Origin of the sequence: Serratia sp. FS14, assembly GCF_000695995.1 — a bacterium.
In the GTDB taxonomy this organism is placed as follows: domain Bacteria; phylum Pseudomonadota; class Gammaproteobacteria; order Enterobacterales; family Enterobacteriaceae; genus Serratia; species Serratia nematodiphila.
Genome location: NZ_CP005927.1, coordinates 4,037,124 through 4,057,128, shown reverse-complemented (window position 1 = coordinate 4,057,128; position 20,005 = coordinate 4,037,124). Strand labels below are relative to the sequence as shown.

Annotated in this window: 19 protein-coding genes; 9 read left to right on the top strand and 10 right to left on the bottom strand. The window is 58.5% G+C overall.

Annotated features, from left to right (window positions below):
* Positions 1 to 16: 16 nt before the first annotated feature.
* The 5 genes from L085_RS18475 to L085_RS25435 form a co-directional block, all read right to left on the bottom strand.
* Positions 17 to 1,576: a PTS transporter subunit EIIC gene (locus tag L085_RS18475; RefSeq protein ID WP_015377586.1), complete on the bottom strand. Its 1,560-nt coding sequence runs from the start codon at positions 1,574 to 1,576 to the stop codon at positions 17 to 19.
* A 219-nt stretch (positions 1,577 to 1,795) separates the two neighbouring features.
* Complete coding sequence (gene potC, locus L085_RS18470; RefSeq protein ID WP_021504822.1) at positions 1,796 to 2,578, bottom strand: spermidine/putrescine ABC transporter permease PotC; 783 nt, start codon at positions 2,576 to 2,578, stop codon at positions 1,796 to 1,798.
* Positions 2,575 to 3,435, bottom strand: coding sequence for a spermidine/putrescine ABC transporter permease PotB (potB, locus tag L085_RS18465; RefSeq protein ID WP_004941149.1), 861 nt, complete (start codon positions 3,433 to 3,435; stop codon positions 2,575 to 2,577). Before potB ends, potC begins: the two co-directional genes overlap by 4 nt.
* Positions 3,419 to 4,534: a spermidine/putrescine ABC transporter ATP-binding protein PotA gene (potA, locus tag L085_RS18460; RefSeq protein ID WP_044031422.1), complete on the bottom strand. Its 1,116-nt coding sequence runs from the start codon at positions 4,532 to 4,534 to the stop codon at positions 3,419 to 3,421. The genes potB and potA overlap by 17 nt, the downstream gene beginning before the upstream one ends.
* Before the next feature lie 8 nt (positions 4,535 to 4,542).
* Positions 4,543 to 4,833 (bottom strand): hypothetical protein, encoded by a 291-nt coding sequence (locus L085_RS25435; RefSeq protein WP_144240705.1) that lies wholly within the window; start codon positions 4,831 to 4,833, stop codon positions 4,543 to 4,545.
* A gap of 57 nt (positions 4,834 to 4,890) precedes the next feature.
* Between L085_RS25435 and pepT the strand changes: the two genes are divergently transcribed.
* The 5 genes from pepT (at position 4,891) to L085_RS18440 (ending at position 10,048) form a co-directional block, all read left to right on the top strand.
* A complete protein-coding gene (pepT, locus tag L085_RS18455) occupies positions 4,891 to 6,120 on the top strand; it encodes a peptidase T (RefSeq protein ID WP_004941154.1) in 1,230 nt (409 codons plus the stop codon).
* A gap of 317 nt (positions 6,121 to 6,437) precedes the next feature.
* Entirely contained in the window at positions 6,438 to 7,568 is a 1,131-nt protein-coding gene (locus tag L085_RS18450) for a tail fiber domain-containing protein (protein ID WP_044031421.1), read from the top strand.
* 206 nt (positions 7,569 to 7,774) lie between these two features.
* Positions 7,775 to 9,166 carry a hypothetical protein gene (locus L085_RS25800; RefSeq protein ID WP_049870687.1) on the top strand — a complete coding sequence of 464 codons (1,392 nt, stop codon included), beginning with the start codon at positions 7,775 to 7,777 and terminating at the stop codon, positions 9,164 to 9,166.
* Entirely contained in the window at positions 9,054 to 9,770 is a 717-nt protein-coding gene (locus L085_RS25635; protein ID WP_255347258.1) for an S-type pyocin domain-containing protein, read from the top strand. The genes L085_RS25800 and L085_RS25635 overlap by 113 nt, the downstream gene beginning before the upstream one ends.
* Positions 9,767 to 10,048 (top strand): colicin immunity domain-containing protein, encoded by a 282-nt coding sequence (locus L085_RS18440; protein ID WP_044031420.1) that lies wholly within the window; start codon positions 9,767 to 9,769, stop codon positions 10,046 to 10,048. The genes L085_RS25635 and L085_RS18440 overlap by 4 nt, the downstream gene beginning before the upstream one ends.
* Before the next feature lie 415 nt (positions 10,049 to 10,463).
* Here the strand turns inward: L085_RS18440 and L085_RS18435 are convergent, their stop codons facing one another.
* From L085_RS18435 to phoP, 4 genes are all read right to left on the bottom strand, one after another.
* On the bottom strand, positions 10,464 to 11,249 hold the full coding sequence (locus L085_RS18435) for an ATP-grasp domain-containing protein (protein ID WP_049870686.1): 786 nt from the start codon (positions 11,247 to 11,249) through the stop codon (positions 10,464 to 10,466).
* A 271-nt stretch (positions 11,250 to 11,520) separates the two neighbouring features.
* Positions 11,521 to 12,642: a cupin domain-containing protein gene (locus L085_RS18430; RefSeq protein ID WP_044031419.1), complete on the bottom strand. Its 1,122-nt coding sequence runs from the start codon at positions 12,640 to 12,642 to the stop codon at positions 11,521 to 11,523.
* An 84-nt stretch (positions 12,643 to 12,726) separates the two neighbouring features.
* Complete coding sequence (gene phoQ, locus L085_RS18425) at positions 12,727 to 14,184, bottom strand: two-component system sensor histidine kinase PhoQ (RefSeq protein ID WP_004941164.1); 1,458 nt, start codon at positions 14,182 to 14,184, stop codon at positions 12,727 to 12,729.
* 5 nt (positions 14,185 to 14,189) lie between these two features.
* On the bottom strand, positions 14,190 to 14,861 hold the full coding sequence (gene phoP, locus L085_RS18420; RefSeq protein WP_004941169.1) for a two-component system response regulator PhoP: 672 nt from the start codon (positions 14,859 to 14,861) through the stop codon (positions 14,190 to 14,192).
* Between the two features lie 379 nt (positions 14,862 to 15,240).
* On the opposite strand from phoP, the gene L085_RS18415 reads away from it, so the two are divergent.
* On the top strand, positions 15,241 to 16,260 hold the full coding sequence (locus tag L085_RS18415) for an ADP-ribosylglycohydrolase family protein (RefSeq protein ID WP_033645924.1): 1,020 nt from the start codon (positions 15,241 to 15,243) through the stop codon (positions 16,258 to 16,260).
* A gap of 21 nt (positions 16,261 to 16,281) precedes the next feature.
* On the opposite strand, the gene L085_RS18410 is transcribed toward L085_RS18415, so the two are convergent.
* Positions 16,282 to 17,046, bottom strand: a complete 765-nt coding sequence (locus L085_RS18410) for a GntR family transcriptional regulator (RefSeq protein WP_044031418.1) — start codon at positions 17,044 to 17,046, stop codon at positions 16,282 to 16,284.
* A gap of 139 nt (positions 17,047 to 17,185) precedes the next feature.
* On the opposite strand from L085_RS18410, the gene L085_RS18405 reads away from it, so the two are divergent.
* The 3 genes from L085_RS18405 to L085_RS18395 all read left to right on the top strand — a co-directional run bounded on the left by L085_RS18405 (position 17,186) and on the right by L085_RS18395 (position 19,989).
* Entirely contained in the window at positions 17,186 to 18,700 is a 1,515-nt protein-coding gene (locus L085_RS18405; protein ID WP_044031417.1) for a PLP-dependent aminotransferase family protein, read from the top strand.
* 116 nt (positions 18,701 to 18,816) lie between these two features.
* The gene (locus L085_RS18400) at positions 18,817 to 19,269 is read left to right on the top strand and encodes a GNAT family N-acetyltransferase (protein WP_015377605.1); all 453 of its coding nucleotides are present in this window, start codon (positions 18,817 to 18,819) and stop codon (positions 19,267 to 19,269) included.
* Positions 19,270 to 19,284: 15 nt separating this feature from the next.
* Positions 19,285 to 19,989: a GNAT family protein gene (locus tag L085_RS18395; protein ID WP_033633284.1), complete on the top strand. Its 705-nt coding sequence runs from the start codon at positions 19,285 to 19,287 to the stop codon at positions 19,987 to 19,989.
* The last annotated feature ends 16 nt before the right edge of the window (positions 19,990 to 20,005 follow it).

Here is a 20,005-nt window from a genome sequence, read left to right as displayed (position 1 = left end):
TCCCATTAATAAAGCGTTAGAGTGTCGCTAAATATTTTTCTACCTGATTTTTGACCTTGCCGACCGTGACGCCGTAAATTACCTGCACTTCACGGCGATTCTTCACTACGCCTTTGGCGCCGGTGCTTTTTAACGCGGCTTCATCCACCCGCGTCATATCCTTTAATTCCACCCGCAGTCGGGTAAAACAGTTATCGACGGAAATAATGTTTTCCTTGCCGCCCAGCGCGCGAATAATGATGCCGCTCGGCTCGTCCGGGGTATTTTTGCGGTTCCGGTAATCCTGTTTGGAATAGAGTCTGACGTCCTGATCATCTTCACGGCCCGGCGTCTTCAGATTGAGCTTCAGCACCAGCGTTTTGAACACCAGGTAATACACCGCAAACTGCACCAGGCCGATGACCACGTACAGCGGCCAGCGGGTGAGGGAAACCGGCAGCGGCAGGTTATAGGCCAGGAACTCGACCAGCCCGCTGGCGCCCCAGGGGCGCACCTGGAACAGGTTGCAGACCACCTGCGACAGCGCGGTCAACACGGCGTGGATCACCCACAGCAGCGGAGAGATAAACAGGAAGGTGAACTCTATCGGCTCGGTGATGCCGACCAGGATCGAGGTGGTGATGGCCGGGATTAGAATCGCCTTGGCCAGCATTTTCTTTTCCGGCTTGGCGGTGTGATAGAAAGCCAATGCCGCGCCCGACAGGCCGAAGATGGTCACCATCCCTTGCTGCGAGAAGCGCAGCGCTTCGTTCATCAGCGGCGAGATGCTCGGGTCGCGCATATAGGCCAGGAAAATCGCCTGCGAGCCGGAGACGGTCTGGCCGTCCTGCACGATCGAACCGCCGATGCTGGTGAGCTGGAACGGCGACCAGATAAAGTGGTGCAGCCCGGTAGGGATCAGGAATTTCTCAAAGAAGCCGTAGACGAATACCCCGAGCGAGCCGGCGCTTTTCATAAAGCCGGTCAGCGCGATCAGGCCCTGTGAGATCGCCGGCCACAGGTAGCTGAAGGCGACGGCGTACAGCATGATGATCGGCGTCATGGCAATCAGCACCAGCTTGGCGCCGCCGTAGACCGAGAACACGCCGTTGAGTTCGACGTTGCACAGGCGGTTATGCACCCAGGCGATGGTGACGCCGAGGATAAGACCGAGGAAAATGCCCATATCCACCACGGTAAAACCCAGCAACTCCGTCTGCCCGGTGCCGTAATATTCGCCGTTGATCTTGGCCGCGACATGGCCGCTGAATTGCAGATAAGAGGCGTTGGCGCCGAGGAACATGATAAAGCACATCACGGCGACCAGCGCCGCTTCGCTTTTCTTGTCTTTGGCCAGGCCGTAGGTAATGCCGATGCAGAAAATCAGCCCGAGGTTGCCGAATAATGGCCAGAAGGTATCGCCGATCATTTTACCGATAGAGAAGACGGCGGAATGTTCATTGATTAATGTGGCATTGGTGAGAATAGAACTGAGCGCCAGGATCAGACCGATTACCGGCAGGAAAAATATCGGCCCCATCATGGCTTTGGAGAAAAGCTGCAGCTTGCTTAAGATATTATCGATAATACCTTTCATGGCAGTTCCTTTTTATATTTTAATGGATGACGACGTTGCTGAATAAACTCCCTGGAAGCGAGAAAAAAATAAGGCACCTTGCCTGAGTTCAGTTATAGGGGGAAGTTTTCGCCGCTGCAATCGGCGGGGCGGAAATAGGCACCGATGGTCAGGGAGTGACAACCGGTGCCGGTTGTGAAGGGGATCACAACCGGGCGCCGCAGCGCCCGGCGGGAAGGGTTACTCGGCCTTGGGCGAGCGATCGCGCATCACCCACTGGCTGGCGATCACCAGCACCAGCGACAGCAGCAGCAAAATGGTGGCCAGCGCGTTGACCTCCGGCGAGACGCCGACTTTCACCATCGAGTAGATCTTCAGCGGCAAAATCTCGTAGCTCGGCCCGGTGACGAAGGAGGAGACCACCACGTCGTCCATCGACAGGGTGAAGCTCAGCAGCCAACCGGCCGCCACCGCCGGCAATGCCAGCGGCAGGATGATTTTGCGCAGGATGGTGAACTCGCTTGCGCCGAGATCGCGCGCGGCTTCCAGCATCTTCACGTCGAAGCCTTTCAGGCGCGCGTAGACGGTCACCACCACGAACGGCAGGCAGAAGGTGATGTGCGAGAACAGCAGCGACCAGAAGCCGAGCGAAATGCCCAGCAGCATGAACAGCACCAGCAGCGAGATGGCCATCACGATATCCGGCGACATCATCACCACGAACAGCATGCCGCCGACAAACGGTTTGCCGCGGAAGCGGTAGCGGTACAGCGCCACCGCGGTCAGCGAGCCGATCAGCGTGGCGAAGGTGGCGGAGAGCACCGCCATGGTCAGCGAGTGGCCCGCGGCCTGCAGCAGGCTGTCGTTATTCAGCAGGGTGCTGTACCACTTGGTGGTAAACCCTTGCCAATTGATGCCGAAGCGCGAGGCGTTGAAGGAGTTGACGATCAGGATGACGATCGGGATATACAGATAGGCGTATACCAGCGTCATAAAGCCGCCGCGCAGCAGACGTCCGATCATGCCAGATCCTCCTTCTTGTTCAGCAGGCGTGCGGCCCGGTAATAAACCAGCAGCAACAGCCCCATCACCAGCGTCAGGCAGATGCTGGTGGCCGCGCCGAACGGCCAGTCGCGGATATTGAGGAACTGGCTTTTAATCACGTTGCCGATCAGCAGGTTTTTGGCGCCGCCCATCAGATCGGCGACGAAGAACAGCCCCATCGCCGGCAGCACCACCAGCAGACAGCCGGCGATAATGCCCGGCATGGTCAGCGGCACGATGATGCGGATAAAGGTTTGCAGCTTGCTGGCACCGAGGTCGCGCGCCGCCTCCAGGCAGGACTTATCGAGCTTTTCGATGCTGGAGTAGAGCGGCATCACCATAAACGGCAACAGGATATACACCAGGCCGAGGACGACCGCTTCCGAGGTGTACATGATGCGCAGCGGCTTGTCGATGACGCCGATCCACAGCAGCGCGTCGTTGAGATAGCCGCGGGTGCTGAGAAACAGCTTCAGGCCGTAGATGCGGATCAGCGAGTTGGTCCAGAAGGGCACGATCAGCAGAAACAGCAGCAGCGGCCGCACTTTCTGCGGCAACCGCGCCAGGATAAAGGCGAACGGATAGCCGATCGCCAGGCAGCACAGGGTGGCGATCAGCGCCATGTTCAGCGAGTGCAGCAGCACCTGGGCGTACAACGGATCGAACAAGCGCCGGTAGTTGTCCAGCGTGAACACCATCTGCACCAGGTTGGCGTCGTCGCGGGTCAGGAAGCTGGCGCCGATGATCATCAGGTTCGGCATGAACACGAACAGCAACAGCCAGGCGACGACGCCGACGATCACCACATTCTGGAAGACTTTACGCGATTTCTTCATCGGCCAGCACCACCTCCCAGCTTTCAACCCAGGTTACCGCCATCTTCTGATTGAGCGAGTGATCGACGTCCGGATCGTCTTCGTTGAAGAACTCGCTGACCATCACCGTTTTGCCGCTCTCCAGCTCGACCACCGATTCCAGCGTCATGCCTTTGTAGTTGCGCTCGCGCACGTAGCCGATCAGCCCGTCGTGCTGCGCGCTGTCGTTCACTTCTTCCACCCGCAGATCCTCCGGGCGCAGCAGCACCTTCAGCTTTTGGCCCGGTTCCACCGGCAGATCGGCGTAGATGTCGCACTCGCGGCCCTCGACGTTGGCGCGCACCCGCTGCGGATCGAGGCGTTGCAGGACCACCGCGTCGAAGATGTTGATCTCGCCGATGAAGCTGGCGACGAACAGGTTCTTCGGCTCTTCGTAGATCTCACGCGGCGTGCCGTCCTGCTCAATGCGGCCTTCGCGCATCACCACGATGCGATCCGACATGGTGAGCGCTTCTTCCTGATCGTGGGTGACGAACACGAAGGTGATGCCCAGTTTGCGCTGCAGCGCCTTGAGTTCGTTCTGCATCTGCTTGCGCAGCTTGTAGTCCAGCGCCGACAGCGATTCGTCCAGCAGCAGCACTTTCGGCTTGTTGACCACCGCGCGGGCGATGGCCACGCGCTGCTGTTGGCCGCCGGAGAGCTGGCCTGGCCGCCGCTTGGCAAAGTCGTCCAGCTGCACCATGCGCAGCGCCTCTTCGACGCGCGGCGTCAGTTCCGCCGCCGGCACCTTTTGCATGCGCAAGCCGAAGGCGACGTTGTCGAACACCGACATGTGCGGAAACAGAGCGTAGCTTTGAAACACGGTGTTGACGTGGCGATGTTCGGCCGGAATGGCGGTGATGTCCTGGCCGTCGAGCACGATACGGCCCACATCGGCGTCTTCCAGACCGGCGATCAGGCGCAGCACCGTGGTTTTGCCACAGCCGGAGGGGCCGAGAATGGTGAGGAATTCGCCGTGGTTAATCGTCAGATCCAGATCGGCAATGATGGTTTTGCCATCGAACGCTTTGCTCAGGGCATGCAGTTCAACAAGGGGGGGCGGAGAGGATGTCTCAGTCATTTATCGTATTACTCTATCCCGTGGGCTAATGCAGATAGAACCGCAACTGGAAAAGACTGCCGGAGCTTGCGGGAATGCCCGCTGATCAAATGAAGCTCAAACCAGTTACGCCAATGGAAATTTTTCGAGCGCGCATGATAGACGCTGAATGCCGGAATTGAAAGCCGATCCGGCCCAGATGCCGCGTTTTTCATCATGATAGCGACAAATGACCCTGTGATGACAGCATTATTCCCCTCAGAAATCATCACAAAGATTAATGATATTGGCGAATTCTGGTTAAAAATGACCTGACGCAATATTTGATCCTGATCGGTTCCGCATAATGAAACGCGATATTCTGAGGGGCCGCTACCATGGACAAATTACTTGACCGCTTTTTCAACTACGTCTCTTTCGACACCCAGTCCAAAGCGAACGTAAAGCATGTGCCGAGCACCGACGGGCAGTTGAAGCTGGCACGTGCATTGCAGCAGGAAATGATCGCGCTCGGCTTCGAGCGGGTGTCGCTCAGCGAACACGGCTGCGTGATGGGCACCTGGCCGGGTAACGTCGCCTGGCCGGTGCCGGCGGTCGGTTTCATCGCCCATCTGGATACTTCGCCGGATTTCAGCGGTAAACACGTCAATCCGCAGATCGTCGAGAACTATCGCGGCGGCGACATTGCGCTCGGCATCGGTGATGAAGTGCTGTCGCCGGTGATGTTCCCGATCCTGCACCAGATGCTGGGGCAGACGCTGATCACCACCGACGGCAAAACGCTGCTGGGCGCCGACGACAAGGCGGGCATCGCCGAGATCCTCACCGCCATGGTGCGCCTGCGCGCGCGCAAGATCCCGCACGGCGACATCCGCGTGGCCTTCACTCCGGACGAGGAGGTGGGCAAGGGGGCGCAGCTGTTCGACGTGGCGGCCTTCAATGCGGAATGGGCCTACACGGTGGACGGCGGCGGCGTCGGCGAGCTGGAGTGCGAAAACTTCAACGCCGCCTCGGTGACGATCAAAATCCTCGGCAACAGCGTACACCCCGGCAGCGCCAAGGGGGTGATGGTCAACGCGCTGTCGCTGGCGACCCGCATTCATCAGGCGCTGCCGGCGGACGAAGCGCCGGAGACCACCGAAGGCTACCAGGGCTTTTATCATCTCAGCAGCATCAAGGGCAGCGTAGAGCGAGCCGAAATGCACTATATCCTGCGCGACTTCGAGCGCGAAGGGTTCGAGGCGCGCAAGCGCAAGATGGTGGACATCGCCCGTGAGGTCGGCAAAGGCCTGCCGCGCGATTGCTATATCGAAGTCAGCATCGAAGACAGCTATTACAACATGCGCGAACAGGTGGCGGAGCACCCGCACGTGATCGCGCTGGCGCAGCAGGCGATGCGCGATTGCGACATCGAACCGGTGATGAAGCCGATCCGCGGCGGCACCGACGGCGCGCAGCTGTCGTTCCGCGGCCTGCCGTGCCCGAACCTGTTCACCGGCGGCTACAACTACCACGGCAAGCACGAGTTTGTGACGCTGGAAGGCATGGAGCAAGCGGTGGCGGTGATCATGCGCATCGCGGCGCTGGCCGCCGAGCGGGCGCGGTAAACACTTTCGTTCCTCTGCCGGCTAGCGCCGGCCCGACTATCCTTTTCTGAGCCGCCCGGCGGGGCCCAGCGCGCCCGCCGTTATCTTCTTCTTCTGTTCTCTTTATGGTTCCCAGTCTCATGGTTGTTTCGTTCACTACACAACCCGCGGTGAGGGAATCCCATTATCCTTCGAGATAAAGTGCTGTTTATGCATACAGTGTGGCTGTGTGCTTAACCGGTTTTACAGCTTCGGTGCGGTGAGCCCAGTCGCCAGGGGATGCTGGGGGAATGAGCGCTGTTAACCGCCATCAAACAGGACGTAAGAGGGTAACAATCATGGCAGAAGAAAAGAAAAATGCTCAGGTGATTAACGGCGTTAACGACGATATTACCGAACTGAAATCGCTGTCTACGCTGCGCCAGCGCGTGGTCAGCGACGGTGAAATCGTCTCCAAATCGGCCAATGGTTTTCGGCTGGCAAATGGCAATACCGGCGTGATGCTGCGTAATGATGGCCGCGATTTTTACGCGCTGGCGACGCCGGGCGGCCAAGCGCTTAACGGGCAGTGGAACACCTTGCGCCCGTTCTCATTCAATTTGGCGTCTGGCCGGGTTGCGATGCGCAATGGAGTGGATATTTCCGGCGGTGCGGTGGTGTCGCACAACGCGGGTATCTCCACTTCGACCACCGGCCCGACTCCGCTTATCAATGGTCAGGTTTATGATGCGGCTGCCATGCATACTAATTTTACCAGCGGCAACGTCACTACGGTGATGTTAATGGGCTCGCGGATTGTCGCTGGTAAAGAAAATTATGGATTGCTCTCTTATCGAGACTGGCAGGGTAACTGGAACGAACTGCAGGTAAGGCCCAACGCCGAGCTTTCTGTAGGGCAATTGACTAAACGCAACCCCGATGGATGGATTTGGGCTGCTGGGAACCGTAGTGTTGACAATGATAAGGGACGTATTACCAATGGATTGCATTTGCAGGGGCGATACGACCTGTATGCCAACCTTTATCATCATGAATTTGTCGGCTCTCACCATTCGCTGGTGCTGAATGTCGCCAACGGTGGTGGGCAAGGCTGGTACGAATTCCGTAATGATGGTAACGCCTACACCAACGGCGCCTGGCACAGCAGCTCCGATGCCCGCATGAAAACGGACATCACCCAAATTGCCGGTGCATTGGACAAGCTGGCCAATATTGGCGGCTACACCTACCTCAAACAGGGCGTGCCGGAGGCCGGGGTGATCGCTCAGGAAGTGGAGAGCGTATTGCCGCAGTCGGTGACCCAAACCGAATTGAAACTTAATGACGGCAGCGTGCTGAAAGATGCGCGGGGCATCAATATCAACGGCGTGGTGGCGTTGCTGGTTGAAGCGCTTAAGGAAGAGCGAGCGGCCCGAGAAACGCTGGAATCGCGGTTGGCAGCGTTGGAAAAAGCGATTACGTGCGCCTGAGTAATAACAATTTTTGTGGGTAGCGCAGAGTATTAACCGATAGTGCTGCTGGCGATAAGCACTTAAGAATTTACTCTGCTGCCACATCAACGAAATAAAAGGACTGGCATATGAGTGGCGGAGATGGAAAAGACAGCCGTGGCCCAACTGGTGGAATTAAAGGGGGGGCTTCAGGCCAGGGACCCAATGTAGGGCACGGTGGATCTATGGATATAAATATTCCTGGCATGGGGGATGTGCATATCGATGGAGTACATGGTTTAAATCCCGGTAAAGATAACAGTACCAACTGGGATGATGGTAAAGGGAACGGTAATGGCGGCAGGGACAGTAGCAGCAGTGGAGATTCCCAGGGGGCAGCGATACGGCGGCAGGTTAACGCTATCAAAAATGACCCTAAAGTTAATAATATACTGAAAGATTTACAAAAAAAGGTACGTGCGGTTACAACTTATGCAAAGGTAGCTTTGAAAAGTGTTGAGGCTGACGGAAAAATACAGGTGCAGGTTGGTGAAATTCGTACAACCGATGAAGCCGCCGTCAGCAAGGCTATTACCTCTGTCTCACAAGTTAAAAATGTACTTGGCGGGGGGTTGCCTGCTCAAGGCGGGATCGTGTTCGCCGGTAATATCGATACCCATCATAGAATCGGTAATTATCAGAACATACCCAACGGCAACAATAACGGCAACAATTCTGCCGCAGAGGATAAGGCGTCATTAGCCACCTATTCCGAGGTGCTTAATGGAAAAATCCCACCGGGTTTCTGGCTTGATAATAATAGGGTGATGACTGAAATTACGGAGCAATATGAAATCAACGGCGGCGGCAAAGGGAGCGATCGCACAGGTTACCGGCAACGTAACGCCGAAGTGCCTTCTTTGACATCGGCCTATCAACAATTTAAGCAGGTAGAACGAGAAGTGGCCGAAGAGGCCCGTAAAGCTGAAGAGGCCCGAAAGGCGGAAGAGGCTCGCAGAGCCGAAGAAGCTCGTAAGGCCGAAGAGGCTCGCAAAGCCGAGGAAGCCCGAAAGGCGGAAGATGCACGCAAGGTAGAAGCAGCCAGAAAAGCGTTGTTCGCCAAAGCGGGTATTATGGACGCTCCGGCGTATACGCCGGAAAAGCTAAAAGCGGCCAATGCGGCGCTGGCGGCAGCAGGTGCCATGGTGCTCAACCGTGCGCCCGCGATGCTGCAGACGTCGGTAATCGGGCAAGGCGTGATGACGACCACGAGCGAACTGGCCGGTTGGGCAGCGAGCGCGTCGTGGCGGGCAGCCTCCGAAGTCGGCAGTATACGCGCCGGCACTGTGGTCGCTGCCGGATCGGTGCTGGGGGGCTTTTGCCCTTGGTTTCTACCCGACGGAGGCCGGTGCAGGGAGCGACCGGGTACCCGGGCGGGATGTCAATTTGTTTGCCCTCCAGGCGAGCCTGGCGGCGGCGGGCCGGGCGACCATCCAGCCCGGCATGACCTCGGTCGATTTGCCGGTGCGCGGGTTTATCACCACCGACGACGACGGGAGACAGAGCGTCAACTTCGTCAGAACGGGGGTTGGCGGCGTATCGCCGAGTGTGCCGGTATTCAGACCCGTTCGCGATGAGCTGACAGGACTGGACAAAATCACGCTGCCCGCAATGGCGGGGGTACCGGCCAGGACGATACTGATCAACCCGGTACCGACCGGGCCGGCAGCGCCGGCGCATACCGGCAACGGCTCACCGGGGCCCAAATCGCCAGTGCATACCGGCACCGGCATCAGGCAGGCGGACAGCATCGTGGTCACCACCTTCCCGGCGGATGTGGTGCAGGATCTGCAAGACTTTATCCTGTGGCAGCCGGATGCGCTGGAAACCGGGGTTGAAGCTGTCTATGTGATGGTCAGTGATCCGCTGGACTCGGGGCGTTTTACGCGTCAGCAACTGGATAAAAAGTACAAGCACGCGAGTGATTTTGGTGTTGCGGACACCAGAAAAAACAGAGAGACTCTGACTCAATATCGCGATGCGCTCGAGGCCCATTTGAATGATAAAGATACGGTAGAGAGGGGGACTTACATAAGAGAAAAAGACTCCAAAGTCTTTTTTAACTCAAGGACCAATAATGTTGTTGTAATTAGACGTGATGGATATTTCTCGACGGGAATGAAATTAAGCCTTGGGACGCCACAGTATAAAAACTATATGGAAAAAGGAGTACTGTTATGAGTATGAGGTTGATTGAAATCGCGCAGGAATTACTCGACTCTAAATTAACCGCTGATGAGTATGAGTCACAGTATCTTCATGTGTGGAGAAAAGAACGCGATGACGGGACATTAAGAAATGATAGTAATGATGTTGGGTATTGTGCAGCAGAGCTTTTCAGCTTGGCGGATTGCTATACATCTTCCCCAAATCGGGATGGTAGCGATTTGGATGAGAATGAACTCAAGATAGAGGTAAAAAAAACGCTCGAGAAGTATAATTTTCTCAAAAAAGAGTAAGTTCTATATGTTTTATAAATGAATACGCACACTCTGCCATCACGATGATGAGAAAGAGGGGGTTCTTCGCACCCAGTAAAGAAAGTTTATTGGGTGTTTTTACCTACTCATGTTTGCCTATGGTGAGCATCAGTATTGTAGTCAGATATTCTAATATTGCTGATTTAGATGTGTCGAGACGTTAGCTTATCTGGAAATCTGCTGCGATAGATGCTGTCAGGCCGGAAAGAATGCCCTTTTAACATAGCGCATTTTTTTGCACTAATACCCCCAGTGCATACTGGGGAGGTAGTGACATCACATATCGATAAGGTACAGCGATGCAGACGGCCAGCATCACCTGGTTATTCACACGATGGAGTTTTTTTAGGATACACTTGGCCTTACTTATAACCACTCGAATTTAATGGGGTGGTTAACCGCCTGCTATACAAAATGCAGTAACCAGGTCTGCAACGCTCCACTCTTTGGTATCTGATACCTGGCCATCGCCTATTTCGATTAGGCGCAATTCGCCATTGGCATTTTTGGCGATATCGATCGAATAAAAAGGCGTTTTAATACGCGATGCGATCTGATGAACGATGTCAGGTATTTCACCGTCGGCGGAAAAAACCTGGCCGTTAATCGAAAAGTATCGGCGCTCACTGTCGTCAAACAAGTTTTCAAAGCGTCTTAAGCTAACGCCGCCTTCAAGCTCCCCTCTGTAATGCATAATCAGTTTAAGAACCTCTCTGATTTCAGCGGCATTGTGAGCTACCGAGCCTCGGGATGTGGTCAGCGATTTCACATAATCCTTAACAAAGTAGGCGGGCCAACAAAGTTGGGTGACCAGAGTGTCGAAATCTGTATCAGCCGTGGTAAGCACGGTCTCTGCGGTATATGACTTACATGGCTCATACCAGCCGGTTATATGGTGATTACGCAAATACTCATCCGGGGACTCAAGCATTTCCCCTCCATTAGCCGTTACCGCACGGTGCAACTGGCGATATTCCTCTGCATTCAACATCCAACCACGCCAGATTACCGGTACGCCTGGTTCAAAGCGGCCCGAAAAACGGGTTTTTCCTAATGCTGCGGCTTCTGAGGAAAGTAGAAAACAGCGTATTCCTCTATTTTTGGCGCAGGTAAATTCTTCGGCAAAATTTTCATCCGGTCTGCCTTGGTTTGAATAATCATCAGGATAAATAATTTGCATGGATAACACCTTGTATTAATTAGTATTGTAAGTAATTCAGTGAATGGCCTTAAAAATAACGTCAGTGGGACTGAGAAGCAATGGTTTGTTTGATTTCATGTGGTATGCATTACTTTCAAAATAATAATGATAGGGGCATTTGTGTGGTGGATAAATTGAGGTCTCGATAGAAACATATTGTTGAGGGCGGGCCAGCTTTTTCCACCCTAAAGAAAAGGCCCGCATAAGCGGGCCGGTAGACATGTTCAACAGAGGCCACAGCCCCGAGAACTCAGTCGTTAAAGTACCAATAGCCGCTGTTGACCAGCGCGGTCAGCAGCGCCAGGAACGACGGATCGTCCACCGCGTCGCCGAGCAAAGTGGCATCGACGCTGAAGTGCTGGCACAGGGCGTCTGCGGCCTGCAGCTGGTCGGTGTCGATCAGTTCACCGTTGACGAAGCAGCGATCGCCGATGCGCAGCACGCGCAACCCACCCAGGCGCTGCAGCGCTTCACCCTGTTGCAGCAGTTCGTAGATTTCCCCGGCCTGATACGGCGGCTCCGGCGGCGCCAGATCCAGCTCGTGGCGCGACTGGGAGATAAACTCGCCGAACCAGTGCTGGAAGTGTTCCGGCTGTTGCACCAGATCCAGCATCATCTGCCGTAAGGCGTCCACTTCCTGCGGCAGGATCTCCGCCGGGTGTTCGCGCAGTTTAACGTCCGGATCGCCGTAGCGTTTGCTGCCGAGCTCGCGCGCCAGCACGTAATCGGCGAAGCCGCTCACCAGCTCGCGGCCGTTCGGCGCGCGGAAGCCCACCGAGTAGTTGAGCGCGTTTTCCAGCGCGTAGCCTTCATGCGGGAAGCCCGGCGGAATATAGAGAATGTCGCCCGGCTCCATCTCTTCGTCGATGATGGCGTCGAACGGTTCGACCTGCAGCAGATCCGGGTGCGGGCAGTGCTGTTTCAGCGGCGTTTTTTCCCCAACGCGCCAGCGACGGCGGCCGGTGCCCTGAATGATGAACACGTCGTACTGATCGAGGTGCGGGCCGACGCCGCCGCCCGGCACCGAGAAGGAGATCATCAGGTCATCCATCCGCCAGTCCGGCAGTTGGCGGAACGGGCGCATCAGCGCGGCGGAAGGCTCATGCCAGTGGTCCACTGCCTGCACCAGCAGCGACCAGTTGTTTTCGCTCAGGTGGTCGAAGCTCTCGAAGGGGCCGTGCGCAACCTGCCAACGGCCGTCCTGGTGGCTGACCAGACGGCTGTCCACTTCGTTTTCCATCGCCAGCCCGGCCAGCTCATCCGGGGAGATCGGATCGATAAAGTTTTTGAAGCCGCGCTTCAGAATCACCGGACGCTTTTGCCAATAACGTTGCAAAAAATCGTTCCAGTCCAGATCTAATTGATAATCCATGTTCTATTCCAGGATAGGGGAGTGAGCCTGAGTGCGATTATAACGGAAGTTTGGCCCCGTGGATCGGGGCCGCAGCGGCATAATTTACTCGTTGTGGTGGGTGTCGTGCTGGCGGGCGAAGGTGACCTGCATGCGCGCGCCGCCGAGCGGGCTGTCGCTGATGACGATTTCGCCGTCGTATTGCTCGATGATCTCCGCCGCCACCGACAGGCCAAGGCCCTGACCGGGACGCAGGGTATCCACCCGCTGGCCGCGCTGGAAGATCAGCTGGCGCTTGCTTTCCGGGATGCCCGGGCCGTCGTCGTCGATAACGATGGTGAGGTTTTTCTCGGAGTGCAGCGAGGTGATTTCCACGAACTCGAGGCAGTATTTGCAGGCGTTTTCCAACACGTTGCCCATCACTTCCATAAAGTCGTTCTTCTCGCCCATAAAGGTCACTTCCGGCGAGATGTCCAGCGTGATCACCACCCCTTTGCGCTGGTAAACCTTGTTCAGCGCCACCACCAGGCTGTCGAGCAGCGCCGGCACCGAGTGGATCTCGCGCGTCAACACCGTCTGGCCGGAGTTGATGCTGGCCCGGTGCAGGTAGTAACCGATCTGCTGCGAGATGCGCCCGATCTGATCCAGCATGATCGGCTCGGCTTCTTCGATGGTGGTTTGCTTGCCGCTGCGCAGCGAGCGCAGGGTGCTTTGCAGCACCGCCAGCGGCGTTTTCAGGCTGTGGGTCAGATCCGACAGGGTGGTGCGATATTTGGTGTAGCGCTGGCGCTCGTTGCGCACCAGAATGTTCAGATTGCGCACCAGCCCGCGCAGCTCGCTGGGTGGATTTTCGTCGAGCTGATCGCGCTCGCCGTTCTCCAGCTCGCCCACCTGATTGACCAGCGCCTTGATCGGCCGCAGGCTCCAGTAGGCCGCCAGCCACAGCAGCGGCACCACCAGCAGCAGGTTGGCCAACAGCACGTAGCTGAACCACTCCCACACCACGTCGGAGCGCTGCAGCTCCTGCGGAATGCTGTCGACCACCACGATGGTCAGCGCCGGCAGGCGAGGCGTGGCGGCATAGGTGTTGACCGCCACCGAGTGGGTCAGCGCGTTCTGATCGGTATCGTCGTAATTCTTCAGCTGATCCTGCGCTTTGGGGTTGTCCCCCAGCACTTCGCTACTGACGCGGGTGTCGGTGTCGATTTCGTAGAAGCCGGACTCCTCCAGCCATTCCTTGTTGATCAGCTTCTCGAGCTCCGGCACCTTGCGCTGGCTCCACAGCAGATTGCCTTTATCGTCGTAGATAAATACCAGCGTCGGGAAGTTGAGATCGAGATCGGGGGGAATGGCGATGGTGAGCTTGTTGTCTTTCCACTGCGCCAGGCTGAAGAACAGGTTGCTCTCGCCGCGCAGCAAACGGAAGGCGGTTTTGTCGAAGCTGACGATATAGCCGACGACCGCCACCAAACCGTAAGAGAGCGACAGCGCCAGGATCACCCCGGCGGTCGCCATCAGGAAGCGGGCACGCAGCGAAAACGGTTTTTTATTCTTGTTGAACATCATGTTCACTTCGCGTCAAAACGATAGCCCTGGCCACGTACCGTGGTGATCACTTCATGCGGGTATTCCGCCTGCACTTTCTTGCGCAAGCGGCCCATCAGCACGTCGATGGTGTGGCTTTCACGCAGTTCGGCGTCCGGGTAGAGCTGCAGCATCAACGAATCCTTGCTCACCACCTTGCCGGCGTTGCGGATCAGGGTCTCGATGATGGTGTATTCAAAGGCGGTCAGCTTGATCTGTTGATCGTTGACGCTCAGTTCGCGGCGCGACAGATCGATCTGGAACGGCGGCAGCACGATCACTTGCGAAGCCAGGCCGCTGTTGCGGCGCATCAGCGCCTGCATGCGGGCGATCACTTCTTCCAGGTGGAACGGCTTGGTGACATAGTCGTCGGCGCCGGCTTCCAGCACCGCCACTTTGTCCTGCCAGCTTTCGCGGGCGGTCAGCACCAGGATCGGCAGCTTGGTCTGATGGGCGCGCCAGCGGCGGATCAGGCTCAGGCCGTCTTCACCCGGCAGGCCGAGATCGACGATGGCGATATCCGGCGCGTGTTCCTGCAGGAAATAATCGGCTTCCTTGGCGTCTTCGGCCGCGTCGACCTGATGGCCCATCTCGCGCATCTGAACGGAAAGGTGGTGACGCAGCAAACCATTATCTTCAACAACCAGTACTCGCATGGCGAACTCCTGTGACTATGCGGGTGAACGTCCTGTCACCCACGCGATAAAAGGGAACACGCTCTGCGGCGTGTCAGGGAATAACGCGGCCACCTGAACCATTTTGACAAAAAGTGCTGAGGCTATGGTAGGTATAACCCGCCCGGCTCGCAAGAGAGCCGAAGCAATGTATTAAAATAAGCGTTATCAATTTGTTCGCCGACATTATCGACAAGCTCTGATAAACGTCGGATAAACAGCGGCGGGGCAACATTAAACGCAACTTAAACGCCCCGGGCATTGCCCGCGAAAGGGAAGTGTGAGCCGGGGCGCTTGATAAGCTTTAAAGGTACTAATAAGGTATTATTGAGGCAACGGTACATTTTCTCAGGAGCGACGGATGAAGCAGTTAACCCAGGCAGAACGCATAGCGGGCGCACTTTACGGACAGATGCTGGGCGACGCGCTCGGCATGCCTTCCGAGCTGTGGCCGCGCGAGCGGGTTAAGCGCCATTTCGGCTGGATAGACGGCTTTCTCGATGGGCCGGCGGAGAACACCGCCGCCTGTTACTTCAAGGCCGGGCAATATACCGACGATACCGCGATGGCGTTAGCGCTGGCCGATGCGCTGCGGGAAGCGGAAGGCGAGGTGGTGCCGGAACTGATCGCCCGCAACGTGATCCGCTGGGTGGACAGTTTTGACGCCTTCAACAAGAACATTCTCGGCCCCAGTTCCAAACTGGCGTTGAGCGAGCAGAAAGCGGGCACGCCGATCGCCGAGTTAGAAAACAACGGCATCACCAATGGCGCGGCGATGCGCATTTCGCCTTTGGGCTGCGTGCTGCCGTCCGCGCCGCTGGAGGATTTCTGCCAGCAGGTGTGGCTGGCCTCCAGCCCGACGCACAAATCCGACATCGCCGTCGCCGGTGCGGTGGCGATCGCCTGGGCCGTCGCGCGGGCGGTAGAGGGCGCGGACTGGGCCTCGATTCGTCTGGCGCTGCCGGGCGTGGCGGAGTATGCCCAGCGCCGGCAGGAGACGACGTTCAGCCCCTCGCTGGCGGCGCGCATCGAGTTGGCGTTTCAGGTGGTGGATGAGGCCGCCGATCCCGAGCAGGCCTCTGAGCGGATATATCAACTGATCGGCGCCGGGGTGAGCACCATCGAGTCGGTGCCGGCGGCGCTGGCGATGGTGCAGCTGGCGCAAACCGATCCTACCCGTTGCGCGGTGCTGTGCGCCAACCTGGGCGGCGATACTGACACCATCGGCGCGATGGCCACCGCTGTCTGCGGTGCGCTGCACGGTGCAGAAGCGATCGAACCCGGATTGCTGGCGGAGTTAAAACGGGTGAATCCGCTGGACGTTGAGGCGTATGCCCAGGCGTTCGTGCGTTTTCGCCGCCGCCGGCAGGGCGAGGCGTGAGCCGCCGCAAGGTGCAACGGGTCAGCTTTCGCTGGTAAATTCGTACATGTCGCTGCGGCAGAAGCTTTCGCTGTATTCGACAGGCTTCTTGCGGTGGTCGAACAGCGTCTGGCGCACGATCAGCAGCGGCATCGGTTCTGATAGCTGCAGCGCCTGGCGGATATCGTCGTCGGCCATCGCCGCGCTGACCTGGCTGCGCAGCGAGCCCATCTCCACATTATTGCGCCGGAAGTAATCGTAGAGCGAGATGCCAATCTCGTCGATGTTGGCAATCGCCGCCGCCACCACGTAGGACACCGCCACCGACATCGGCCGCCGATCGATAAAGTGAATGCGTTTGAGTTGGTAGATCGGCGCTCCAACCGCCAGCTGGAGCCTTTCCGCCAGTTCGGCGCTGGCCGGCACCCGCTCGCGGCTGATCCATTGCGTGTCCGGCTGACGCCCCTGTTGCGCCGCCTCGCGCGAGAACCCTTTGATGTCCGCTAAGGAATAGCGCAGCTTCGGCGCGGGCCGTTGCGGCTGGATGAAGGTGCCGTAGCCGCGTGAACGGCCAATGATGCCGTCTTGCTCAAGGCAGGCCAGCGCTTTGCGCACCGTGATGCGCGAGATGCCGAGCCGTTCGGTGAACAGGCGCTCGCTGGGCAGGAAATCCCCCGCGCTCAGCAATCCTTGCTCGATAGCCTGGCGCACCGAGGCGTTAAAGCGCAGATACAACGGCATCGCGCCCGCGCTGGCCAGATCCTGCAGCAGTTTTTCCAGCAGACGCTGGTTGATCTCCTTGCTCATAGCTGACGGAAGTCCTGTAGCCGCAATGCGATGGCTTATTTAAGGGGATTTCGCCGGGCAGCGCAACTGCCGCCGCCGCTGGGAGAAAATGAGGTAGAGTAGTGTGCAATCGCCCCAGGCTCGGAGAAACAGACTGCCCATGAGTGACACCCCACGACACGCGGACGACGCGGCAATCCTGGCAGCCTTCACCCAGCAGCGTCAGCAGGGGCTGACCCGACGTTCGGCGCTGCACCAGGCCCTGTTGCGGCTCATCACCGCCGGGGAACTGCCGTGGCGGGCGAAGCTGCCGCCGAGCCGCGCGTTGGCGGCCCGGCTGGCGGTGGCGCGTGACACGGTGGAACAGACCTACGCGCGGCTGGAGGCGGAGGGGTTCATCAGCCGAACGGTGGGGCGCGGCAGCTTTGTGCGTTATCGCTGCGATACGCTGCTCGGCCGTGAACTGCTGGCGACGCAGGCAGGCCAGGAGGCGCGGCTGGCGGAACGCGAGTTAAGCGATCGCGGCCGGGCGTTGCTGGCGGTCAGCCATACGCCGCACACCAGCCGCCAGGCCTCGTTGACGCCCTCGCTGGCGGATCTGCGGGCGTTTCCCATCGATTCATGGCTGCAGTGGGAAAAGCAGGCGCTGCGGCGGCACGGCGAGCGGCTGTTGGGGTATGCCGATCCGCAGGGCTTGCCGGAGCTGCGTGCGGAGATCGCGCACTATTTGCAGCGGGAGCGGGGCGTCAAGGCGACGGCGGAGCAGGTGATCGTGGTCACCAGCTCTCAGCAGGCGCTGGCGCTGTGCACGCAGGTGCTGTTCGATCCCGGCGATGCGGTATTCGTCGAAGAACCGGGTTACCAGGGGGCGAAAAAGCTGGTGCAGTCGGCGGGGCTGCAGGCGCGGCCGATCGGCATCGATGAACAAGGGCTGGACGTCGGGCAGCTGATGCAGGCTGCGGGCGGCGGGCGGGGCGTTTACATCACGCCGTCCCATCACTACCCGCTGGGATACTCGCTGAGCCTCGAGCGGCGTCTGGCGCTGTTGCAGTGGGCCCAGCGTCGGCGGGCCTGGATCATCGAAGACGATTATGACGCCGAGTTTAACTACGATCGACAAACCAAGGCGGCGCTGCAGGGGCTGGACAGCGGCGGGCGCACGCTGTACATCGGCACCTTCAGCAAGACGCTGTTTCCGGGGCTGCGCATCGGCTTCATGATTGCGCCGCCGCAGCTGGTGCGGCCATTGGTCGCCGCCAGGCAGTTTCAGGACGGCTACACGTCGGCGCTGGCGCAGATGACGCTGTTCCACTGCCTGCACGAGGGCGGCTACGCCGAGCATCTGCGCAATATGCGCACGCTTTACAAGGCGCGGTTGGATGTGCTGTACGACGCGGTGCAACGCCATCTTGCGCCCTGGACGCGCCCGGCCTTGCCGCAGGGCGGGCTGCAGCTGGTTTGCCCGCTGGCGGATGCGGCGACGGAGCGGCGGCTGGTGGTGGCGGCGGCCGAACGGGGCATCCGGCTGTACGGCCTGGCGGACTTCTACACCGGCGCGCCTCAGCGCGGGGCGCTGGTGCTCGGTTTCTCGGCCTATACGCCGGACGAGATCGTGCGCTTTATCGCCACGCTGGCTCAGGTGTTCAGCGCGCTGCCGCAGGAAAACGGCGGTTAAAATTGGTCTGCCCGGCGTTTTGAATTGGTCCGTATTACGCCGTCGCTGCGCGGTGTATTCTGCCGCTATTCGGTTATTTCCCTAATGGAAATAATATCTTAACCCCGTGAGGCGCTATGAACCCATCAAATCGTGAAGTGACCATCCGCAGAATCAATGGCGACGACAGAGCGCAATGGCTGGCGTTGTGGCAGGGCTATCTCGACTTCTACCGCGCCGAGGTGGCGCCGCAGGTGACCGATCGCACCTTCGAACGCTTGGGGCAGGATGAACAGGTGTACGGGCTGGTGGCGGAGGATGCCGACGGCCGGCTGCTGGGGCTGATGAACCTGGTATTCCATCCGTCCACCTGGAGCGCGGTGGGCTATTGTTATATCGAAGATCTCTATGTGTCGCCGCAGGCGCGCGGCCATAAAGTGTCGGAAAAACTGTTCGAACAGGCGTATCGGCTGGCGGAGGCGCGCGGCAGCGATCGGGTCTATTGGATGACCCAGGAGTACAACGCGCCGGCGCGTTCGCTGTACGACAAAATCGGCAGAAGAAGCTCGTTTATCGTGTATACCCGTTAACCGCAGGAGGCGCGTATGGCAATGAATCGTTATGGTCAGCCGATTGGCGAACCGATGCCGGATTGGCAGCCGGCTCGCCGCCCGGGCGGCGCAACGCTCGGCGGGCGTTTCTGTTCACTGGCGCCGCTCGATCCGCAGCGGGATTACGCCGCGCTGTATGACGCTTTCCAGCTGGCGCCGGACGGCCGCGACTGGACCTATCTGTCTATCGAACGGCCCGACACGCCGGCGGCGATGTTGCAGCACCTGGAGACGCTGCAGGCCAACCCGACGCTGGTCAATCTGACGGTGTTCGACGCCGCCAGCGACGCGCCGGTGGGGACGGTGGCGCTGATGCGCATCGACGAGGCCAACGGCGTGCTGGAGATCGGCCACGTCAGCTGGTCGCCGTTGATGAAACAGCGCTCCAGCGCCACCGAAGCCATTGCGCTGCTGCTGCGTTATGCCTTCGACACGCTGGGCTATCGCCGCTGCGAGTGGAAGTGCGACAGCCATAACGCGCCATCGCGCCAGGCCGCGCTGCGCTTCGGCTTCCGTTACGAGGGCAACTTCCGCTTTGCGGTGATCGTCAAGGGGCGCAGCCGGGATACCGACTGGTTCGCCATCACCATTGACCGTTGGCCGGCGGTGCGGCAGGCGCTGGCGCGTTGGCTGAGTGCGGACAACTTCGATGCGCAGGGGCGGCAGATTGCCCGGCTGCAGGTGTTGCGCGGCGAATAATAAGCAAAAAGGCGGC

Excerpts from the sequence above, each read along its gene's own strand:
- L085_RS18475 (WP_015377586.1), bottom strand. The coding sequence starts at position 1,576 with ATGAAAGGTATTATCGATAATATCTTAAGCAAGCTGCAGCTTTTCTCC.
- potC (WP_021504822.1), bottom strand. The coding sequence starts at position 2,578 with ATGATCGGACGTCTGCTGCGCGGCGGCTTTATGACGCTGGTATACGCC.
- potB (WP_004941149.1), bottom strand. The coding sequence starts at position 3,435 with ATGAAGAAATCGCGTAAAGTCTTCCAGAATGTGGTGATCGTCGGCGTC.
- potA (WP_044031422.1), bottom strand. The coding sequence starts at position 4,534 with ATGACTGAGACATCCTCTCCGCCCCCCCTTGTTGAACTGCATGCCCTG.
- pepT (WP_004941154.1), top strand. The coding sequence starts at position 4,891 with ATGGACAAATTACTTGACCGCTTTTTCAACTACGTCTCTTTCGACACC.
- L085_RS18450 (WP_044031421.1), top strand. The coding sequence starts at position 6,438 with ATGGCAGAAGAAAAGAAAAATGCTCAGGTGATTAACGGCGTTAACGAC.
- L085_RS25800 (WP_049870687.1), top strand. The coding sequence starts at position 7,775 with ATGGATATAAATATTCCTGGCATGGGGGATGTGCATATCGATGGAGTA.
- L085_RS18440 (WP_044031420.1), top strand. The coding sequence starts at position 9,767 with ATGAGTATGAGGTTGATTGAAATCGCGCAGGAATTACTCGACTCTAAA.
- L085_RS18435 (WP_049870686.1), bottom strand. The coding sequence starts at position 11,249 with ATGCAAATTATTTATCCTGATGATTATTCAAACCAAGGCAGACCGGAT.
- L085_RS18430 (WP_044031419.1), bottom strand. The coding sequence starts at position 12,642 with ATGGATTATCAATTAGATCTGGACTGGAACGATTTTTTGCAACGTTAT.
- phoQ (WP_004941164.1), bottom strand. The coding sequence starts at position 14,184 with ATGTTCAACAAGAATAAAAAACCGTTTTCGCTGCGTGCCCGCTTCCTG.
- phoP (WP_004941169.1), bottom strand. The coding sequence starts at position 14,861 with ATGCGAGTACTGGTTGTTGAAGATAATGGTTTGCTGCGTCACCACCTT.
- L085_RS18415 (WP_033645924.1), top strand. The coding sequence starts at position 15,241 with ATGAAGCAGTTAACCCAGGCAGAACGCATAGCGGGCGCACTTTACGGA.
- L085_RS18410 (WP_044031418.1), bottom strand. The coding sequence starts at position 17,046 with ATGAGCAAGGAGATCAACCAGCGTCTGCTGGAAAAACTGCTGCAGGAT.
- L085_RS18405 (WP_044031417.1), top strand. The coding sequence starts at position 17,186 with ATGAGTGACACCCCACGACACGCGGACGACGCGGCAATCCTGGCAGCC.
- L085_RS18400 (WP_015377605.1), top strand. The coding sequence starts at position 18,817 with ATGAACCCATCAAATCGTGAAGTGACCATCCGCAGAATCAATGGCGAC.
- L085_RS18395 (WP_033633284.1), top strand. The coding sequence starts at position 19,285 with ATGGCAATGAATCGTTATGGTCAGCCGATTGGCGAACCGATGCCGGAT.